The sequence below is a fragment of the Aromatoleum toluolicum genome (assembly GCF_012911005.2).
In the GTDB taxonomy this organism is placed as follows: Bacteria; Pseudomonadota; Gammaproteobacteria; order Burkholderiales; family Rhodocyclaceae; genus Aromatoleum; species Aromatoleum toluolicum.
Genome location: NZ_WTVS01000174.1, coordinates 1 through 1,415, shown reverse-complemented (window position 1 = coordinate 1,415; position 1,415 = coordinate 1). Strand labels below are relative to the sequence as shown.

The 1,415-nt window shown below is 62.2% G+C and carries 1 protein-coding gene; it reads left to right on the top strand.

Annotation, left to right across the window (positions count from 1 at the left end; genetic code table 11):
- Window positions 1–107: 107 nt before the first annotated feature.
- Complete coding sequence (locus tag GPA27_RS28220; RefSeq protein ID WP_169143722.1) at window positions 108–1,304, top strand: IS256 family transposase; 1,197 nt, start codon at window positions 108–110, stop codon at window positions 1,302–1,304.
- Window positions 1,305–1,415: the final 111 nt, after the last annotated feature.

Genomic DNA, 1,415 nt, shown 5'->3' with positions numbered 1-1,415 from the left:
GGTAGTGTTCAGAAGTGTGTGCAGAAGCGCCTTCGGTTGGAAGGCGCGGGTGGTCATGGCTAAGGTTGATTGTCGGATCGACCTTTAACCCGGTGGAGAGGGCAGCCATGACCACGATCAAGCGTAGTTCGAAGGGCGCAACAGTGGAAGCATTAGTGGCGTCGGATCCAGACCTGATGAAGGCGCTGATGAAGCAGGCGCTGCAGGAGGTCCTGGAAGGCGAGATGACCGAGTTGCTGGGCGCCGCCCCGGGCGAGCGCACGGACAGCCGCCAAGGCTACCGAGCGGGCTACTACAGCCGTGGCTTGGTGACGCGCATCGGGAAGCTGGAGCTTCGCGTGCCACGTGACCGCCACGGCGAGTTTTCCACCGCGCTGTTCGAGCGCTATGCGCGCAGCGAGAAGGCGCTGGTGGCCGCGCTCGCCGAGATGTACGTGCAGGGGGTGTCGACGCGCAAGGTCAAGGCCATCACCGAGGAGCTGTGCGGCCACAGCTTTTCGGCCTCGGCTATCTCGGCGATCAACAAGAGCCTCGACGAGACGCTGGCGCGCTTTGCCACCCGGCAACTGGAAGAAGCCTATCCGTATCTGATCGTGGATGCTCGCTACGAGAAGGTGCGCGAAGACGGGGTGATCCGCACGCAGGCGGTGCTGATCGCGATTGGCGTCAACTGGGAGGGGCACCGCCAGGTGCTGGCGGTTGAACTCGCCCACCGAGAGAGCCAGAGCAGTTGGAAGGATTTCCTGCTGCGACTAAAGGAGCGCGGGTTGTGGGGCGTGGAGTTTGTCGTCTCCGACGATCACGCGGGGCTCAGAAAGGCGATCTCCGAAGTGCTGACGGAGGCCGTGTGGCAGCGCTGCTACGTCCACTTCCTGAGGAACGCCCTCGACTACCTGCCGCGCAAAGCCGACGACGACTGTCTGCAGGAGCTGCGCTGGATCTACGACCGGCGCGATATCCAGGAAGCCAACCGCGATCTGGTCGCGTGGATCAGCAAGTGGCAGGCGAAGTATCCGAAGCTCGTCGACTGGGCCGAGTCGAACATCGCGGAGACGCTGAGCTTCTACCACCTGCCGCGCCAGCATCACAAGCACATGAAGAGCACCAATATGCTCGAACGGCTCAACGAGGAGATCAAGCGGCGCACCCATGTCGTGCGCATCTTCCCCAATACCGACTCGTGCCTGCGCCTAATCCGCGCGCTATGCGTCGAGACGCACGAGAGCTGGCTTGAGGACAATCGCTATCTGAACATGACGCTGCTTGTTGAGCAGAAGAAGGAGGCCCTGCGGCTGGCCGCATGAGGCCGCCACCGCTTTCAGCGCCGCTTTGGGCTACGCCCTGCGCAGCGCTGAAAGCGAAATGAATCAACCATGCCGTGCTCACCCAATTTGCACAACTTGACACACACAACT

What these genes read in the sequence shown, in the direction of transcription:
- GPA27_RS28220 (WP_169143722.1), top strand. Translation starts at nt 108, where the DNA reads ATGACCACGATCAAGCGTAGTTCGAAGGGCGCAACAGTGGAAGCATTA.